Genomic DNA, 5141 nt, shown 5'->3' on the forward strand with positions numbered 1-5141 from the left:
CCGATCACCATGCCATCTCACCCTTCCTGACCTTGGCGCCGATGTCCAGCGCCAGGCCCAGCCCGGCATCCGGGTAAGCCGACTTCATCGCGCCGATCAGCGCGTTCGCATCGCTCGCCTTGGCGGCCTCGGCGTCGAAGCGCTGCAGGTAGTCGCGGGTGCTGCGAATGCTGGCGACATCCAGCGGCGTGCCGGCGGCCATGTGGCCGGGCACGACCACCGTCGGCTTCAGCGCGATCAGCTCGTCGAGCTGGGCCAGCCAGGCTTGCCGCTCTTCGGGCCGCTGCGTGTCGGCCGTCCAGACGTGCAGGTTGCCGAACACAGCGATGTTGCCAAGCACGGCGCCGATCGACGGGATCCAGACATAGGGGCGGTGAGCCAGCACACCGGTTGTGCCACGCAGCTCGACGGCCTGGCCGTCGATGGTCAGTGTGTTGTTGGCCAGCGCCTGCGGCAGCACCGGGTTGGTCGGCGCATTGGCGCCCATCTTCGGGCCCCAGAACGCCAGCTTGGCGCTCATCTTGGCCTGGATCTTCTCGCGCACCGCGGGCGAGGCGACGACCTGGGCCTGCGGAAAGACGGCCTTCAGCGTCTCGGCACCGAAGTAGTAGTCCGGGTCGGCGTTGCTGACGAGGATGGTCTTCAGCGACTTGCCCGTGTCCAGCACGTTGGCGGCGATGCGGTACGCGTCGGCGCGGGTGAAGCCGGTGTCGATCACCATCGCTTCGGTGGCACCACTGACCACCACGGCATTGACATGGAAGCTGTTGCTGCCGGCGTTGTAGACCTGGATCTGCAGCGGCGGATTGGCGCCCGCAGCGTCGGCGTTGAACGAGAGGGCCAGCGTGGCGGCGATGAGGCTTTGGCGGATCACGGTGTCGTCCTTTGTTTCGCGATGAAATTGAGGCCCCCAGGGCCGGGACATGCCCGGCCCGCCCCCCGCGGGGGATCAAGAAGCTCGGGAGCGGCCCTTCGCTTCTTGGCGAGGTGGACGCACTTTAGTTTCACAAATCGAGCAGATAAACTGCCTGAATCGCGCATATCTGTTTCTCAAAACAATCAAATTGATGGACCGAATCACGGCCATGCAGGTTTTCGCCGAGGTGGCGACGAGCGGGAGCTTCAGCGCCACGGCACAGCGCTTGGACATGTCACGGGCCATGGTCACGCGCCATGTGGCGCACATCGAGCAATGGCTCGGTACCCGCTTGCTGCAGCGGACCACGCGCCGGGTGACCCTCACCGATGCTGGCGAACAGGCCCTGCGACGCTGCCAGCAACTGCTGGCGCTGGTGGCCGAGGCCGAAGACGAAATTGCCCCACCCGACGGCGTCTTGCGAGGGCAGTTGCGGGTGACCTGCAGCATGTCGTTCGGCCATTCCCACCTGGCCGCCGCACTGAGCGACTTCCTGGCGCTGCACCCGCAGCTGAAGATCGATCTGGACCTCGGCGACCGCGCGCTGAACCTCGTCGAGGCGCGCATCGACCTGGCAATCCGCATCAGCAACGACCCCGACCCGATGCTGGTGGCGCGTCCTTTGGCCCCTTGCGATTCGGTGCTGGTGGCCTCACCCGCCTACCTGGCGGCCCACGGCACGCCAGAGCGGCCGTCGGACCTGACCCAGCACACGTGCCTGGGCCACGCCAACTTCGGGCGCAGCGTCTGGCACTTCACGCGCGAAKGGCAAAGCGAGCAGGTCAGCGTCGGCACTCGCATGACGGCCAACGACGCGACAGCCTTGCTGCACGCAGCCCTCGCCGGTGGCGGCATCGCGCTGCAGCCCACCTACTTGGCCCAGGTGCACATCGCCAGCGGGGCGCTGCGCGAGCTGCTGCCGCAATGGCAGTTGCCGCCGATGGCGATCTACGCGCTGTACCCGTCGCGCCGGCATTTGTCTCCCGCCGTGCGCGCGCTGCTGGACTTTCTGGTGGAACGTTTTTCGACGCTGCCCTGGTAGCTCAGGCCGGCAGCCAGCTGCCGCCGGCGGGCACCCAATCGCAATCGAAGATCTCGCGCAGTGGTTCGGCCTGCAACATCTCTTGCACGGTGCCAGCACGCCAACGGCCGTCGCCCAGCAAGGCCAGCACATGCGTCGCGGCGCGCGCCACCCAGTGCATGTCGTGACTGCTCATCACGAGCGCACGACCGGGGCGGCGCGTCACCCAATCGGCGGCCCATCGGGCCACCAGGCCTTGGTGCGCCGGGTCCTGAAAGGCAATCGGTTCGTCCAGCAGCAGCAACGGCGCGCCCTGCACTGCCGCTTGTGCGATCGCCACGCGCTGCCGCTCGCCGCCGGACAGCTGTGTCAGCACGCGGTCGCTCAGCTCGGCGATGTCGAGTTGCGCCAGGTCGGTGTCCAGATCCGCTGCAGCGTCGGCTTGAACCACCGACAAATCGAGCAGGCGGCGCACCGGCAAGGCAAACCGGTCGGCCGATTGCTGCGGCATCCATGCGCGAAAACATGCAGCCTCCGCAGCAGGCCAGTCGCCCTGGGGCCTCTGGCGCCAGAAAACGTCACCCGCACGACCGGCCACCGGCAGGCCTGCCAGCGCGCGCAACAGGCTGCTCTTGCCCACCGCATTGCGGCCGATCAGGCACCAGCGCTCGCCGCTTTGCACGCGCCACCCGAGTTCACTGACCAGCCTGTGCTCGCCAGCCCACAGGTCCAGCTTGCGGGTCTCGATCAGGCTCATCGCGTGCCTCGGATCAGCAAGGCGATGAAGCACGGCGCGCCAAGCAAGGCCATCACGGCGCCCACCGGCAACTCCATTGGCGCGGCGACGATGCGAGCAACCAGATCGGCGCCGACCAGCAGCGTGGCACCGCCCAGCGCAGAGAGGCCAGCTAACTCGCGCGTGTGCTGCACACCTGCCAAGCGCCACGCCTGCGGTACCACCAGGCCGACAAACCCCACGGCGCCGGCCGTAGCGACGGCCAGCCCAACGGCCAGCGACGCGGCGATCAACAGCTCCAACCGCAAACGACGCACCGGCTCGCCCAACAAGCCCGCAGCCTCGGCGCCGAGCATCAAGCGGTCGACCGAGCGCCCACGCCACAGCAAGCCCAGCAGCAAGACGGCTGCCCCCGCCAAGCCCATGCCTCGGTCTTGCGCCGCCGACAAATCACCCACTAGCCAGAAAATGGCGCCACGCAGGCGCTCGTCCGGCGTCAACATCAACAGCAAGGTGGCCAGCGCGCCGAACAAGGCCGCCAGCATCGCGCCGACGAGAATCAAGCGCGGCGAAGCATCGTCCGATGAAGCCAGCGCCGAACGGGCCAGCAGCAACAGCAACGCCCCCGCGCCCAAGGCACCGAGGCCAGCGCCCAGCCACAAGCTCGTGCCGAGCAGCAGCGACAGCAAAGCGCCCACCGAAGCCCCGCCCGAAGTGCCCAGCACATACGGATCCGCCAGCGGATTGCGCAGCAGCACCTGCATCATCAAGCCTGCCAATGCGAGCAAGGCACCGACACCGGCTGCCGCCACCACGCGAGGCAGGCGTAAGGCCAGGATCAGGTTCATGTCCCACCCGCCACTGCCCACAGCCAGCGCAGCCGCGACCAACAGCCCGGCAGTGCCAAGGGCCAAGCTCCAGCGCAACGGCATCGACGGATGGCTCAGGGCTTGGCTCAAGGGGCGTGGTGGGCAGGCAGCAGAGGGGCAGCGCATTGTCCATGCCAAGCTGCACACGGCGGCGCGGCGCCCCAGGGGCAAGCCCGGGCTCGGTGCCGGTAACCCATGCCTACAATTGGGTTTCCCCAGTCTCCCCCGAAGGCCCATGTCACGCCTGCCGGATCTTGCCGAGCGCATCGACCGCCTCGTGCTGCGCCACGAGGAACTCGCCCGCACCAACGCCTTGCTCACCGAGCAATTGCAGAGTGTGACGGCCGAACGCGACAGCCTGAAATCGCGCCTGGCCGCGGCCCGCTCGCGCATCGACGCGCTGCTCGACCGCCTGCCGATCGAAAAGGCCACACCGGGGTCTGGTGAATGAAGCAACTGGAAGTGACGATCCTCGGCCAGAGCTACTTGCTCGCTTGCCCGGAAGGTGGCGAATCGCTGCTGCACGCGGCGGTCGCGACAGTCGACAGCGAGATGAGCGCCATCCGCGACGCCGGCAAGGTCAAGGCCCGCGAACGCATGGCCGTGCTGGCCGCGTTGAACCTGGCCTACCGACTGGCCGAGCGGCCAGCGGCCCCGCCTGCACGCGCCGCCAACGATGACACGCCGCTGTCAGACAGCGAAGCCAACACGCTGGTCAACAGCCTGATCGAGCGGCTCGATGCAACACTCGGCGACGATGGTCAACTTCTGTGAGACAAGGCTGGGCGCGCGGCCTCGCAGCGCCTAGAATCAAACCGTCCACCGCATCTGCGTGGGTTTTATATTTCCTTGAACCGATGCTCTCGCGAGCCGGGGCTTGGAACATTGCCCGGCTGGTGTGATCGTCTCGCGTCAGATGAACCCGACGCCGCGCTGACCTCGCCCACCTGAATCCCTGGGTTCAGGAATGCGGCCCACGGTTTGCGGTGGACACCTTATTCGCCACGCTGCAGGCGCAAATCCAGGGCACATTTGTGATGCCCCTCAGGTCATGCCCCAATACTGGCTGATGAAGAGCGAGCCCGACGAGGCCTCGATCGACCACCTCGCTGCCGCCCCCGACCAGACCCTGCCGTGGACAGGCGTGCGCAACTACCAGGCGCGCAACTTCATGCGCGATGTGATGCGCGTGGGCGACGGCGTGCTGTTCTATCACTCGTCATGCCCTGAGCCTGGCGTCGCCGGCTTGGCCGAAGTGGCCAGCACCGCCTACCCTGACGCGACCCAGTTCGACCCCGACAGCCCCTACTACGACGCCAAGGCCAAACGCGAAGAGCCGCGCTGGCAGCATGTCGACGTCAAGCTCGTCAAGAAGACGCGGTTGCTGCCGTTGAAGGAAATGCGCACCGCGCCGCAACTGGCCGAGATGCGCCTGCTGCAGCCGGGCAATCGCCTGTCGATCACGCCCGTTTCGCCGGCTGAATGGCGCGCCGTGCTGAAGCTGCTGGGCGAATAGCCGGCCGATGACGAGCGCCTGATGAACTGGCTGGAGTTGTTGCCGCCGGCCTTGATCGCCGAGCTGTTGGCCCTGGGCGTGTG

Annotated in this window: 7 protein-coding genes and 1 other RNA gene; 5 read left to right on the forward strand and 3 right to left on the reverse strand. The window is 67.2% G+C overall.

Going from position 1 to position 5141, the window contains the following annotated elements:
- Positions 1 to 4: 4 nt before the first annotated feature.
- Positions 5 to 874, reverse strand: coding sequence for an MBL fold metallo-hydrolase (locus AC1DYI_RS25855; protein WP_477207000.1), 870 nt, complete (start codon positions 872 to 874; stop codon positions 5 to 7).
- A 193-nt stretch (positions 875 to 1067) separates the two neighbouring features.
- Here AC1DYI_RS25855 and AC1DYI_RS25860 point away from each other — a divergent pair, with 193 nt between their 5' ends.
- Complete coding sequence (locus AC1DYI_RS25860) at positions 1068 to 1958, forward strand: LysR family transcriptional regulator (protein ID WP_477207001.1); 891 nt, start codon at positions 1068 to 1070, stop codon at positions 1956 to 1958.
- A gap of 1 nt (position 1959) precedes the next feature.
- On the opposite strand, the gene AC1DYI_RS25865 is transcribed toward AC1DYI_RS25860, so the two are convergent.
- On the reverse strand, positions 1960 to 2694 hold the full coding sequence (locus tag AC1DYI_RS25865; protein WP_477207002.1) for an ABC transporter ATP-binding protein: 735 nt from the start codon (positions 2692 to 2694) through the stop codon (positions 1960 to 1962).
- Positions 2691 to 3632: a FecCD family ABC transporter permease gene (locus AC1DYI_RS25870; RefSeq protein ID WP_477207003.1), complete on the reverse strand. Its 942-nt coding sequence runs from the start codon at positions 3630 to 3632 to the stop codon at positions 2691 to 2693. Before AC1DYI_RS25870 ends, AC1DYI_RS25865 begins: the two co-directional genes overlap by 4 nt.
- Before the next feature lie 145 nt (positions 3633 to 3777).
- Here AC1DYI_RS25870 and AC1DYI_RS25875 point away from each other — a divergent pair, with 145 nt between their 5' ends.
- From AC1DYI_RS25875 to AC1DYI_RS25890, 4 genes are all read left to right on the forward strand, one after another.
- Positions 3778 to 3993: a DUF904 domain-containing protein gene (locus tag AC1DYI_RS25875; RefSeq protein ID WP_477207004.1), complete on the forward strand. Its 216-nt coding sequence runs from the start codon at positions 3778 to 3780 to the stop codon at positions 3991 to 3993.
- Positions 3990 to 4316 carry a cell division protein ZapA gene (locus AC1DYI_RS25880; RefSeq protein WP_477207005.1) on the forward strand — a complete coding sequence of 109 codons (327 nt, stop codon included), beginning with the start codon at positions 3990 to 3992 and terminating at the stop codon, positions 4314 to 4316. The genes AC1DYI_RS25875 and AC1DYI_RS25880 overlap by 4 nt, the downstream gene beginning before the upstream one ends.
- Positions 4317 to 4358: 42 nt before the next feature.
- Positions 4359 to 4536: non-coding RNA, 6S RNA (gene ssrS, locus AC1DYI_RS25885), on the forward strand.
- Between the two features lie 57 nt (positions 4537 to 4593).
- Entirely contained in the window at positions 4594 to 5058 is a 465-nt protein-coding gene (locus AC1DYI_RS25890; protein WP_477207006.1) for an EVE domain-containing protein, read from the forward strand.
- The last annotated feature ends 83 nt before the right edge of the window (positions 5059 to 5141 follow it).

This window comes from Ideonella sp. P3_A4 (genome assembly GCF_056403075.1).

Excerpts from the sequence above, each read along its gene's own strand:
- AC1DYI_RS25865 (WP_477207002.1), bottom strand. The coding sequence starts at position 2,694 with ATGAGCCTGATCGAGACCCGCAAGCTGGACCTGTGGGCTGGCGAGCAC.
- AC1DYI_RS25875 (WP_477207004.1), top strand. The coding sequence starts at position 3,778 with ATGTCACGCCTGCCGGATCTTGCCGAGCGCATCGACCGCCTCGTGCTG.
- AC1DYI_RS25880 (WP_477207005.1), top strand. The coding sequence starts at position 3,990 with ATGAAGCAACTGGAAGTGACGATCCTCGGCCAGAGCTACTTGCTCGCT.
- AC1DYI_RS25890 (WP_477207006.1), top strand. The coding sequence starts at position 4,594 with ATGCCCCAATACTGGCTGATGAAGAGCGAGCCCGACGAGGCCTCGATC.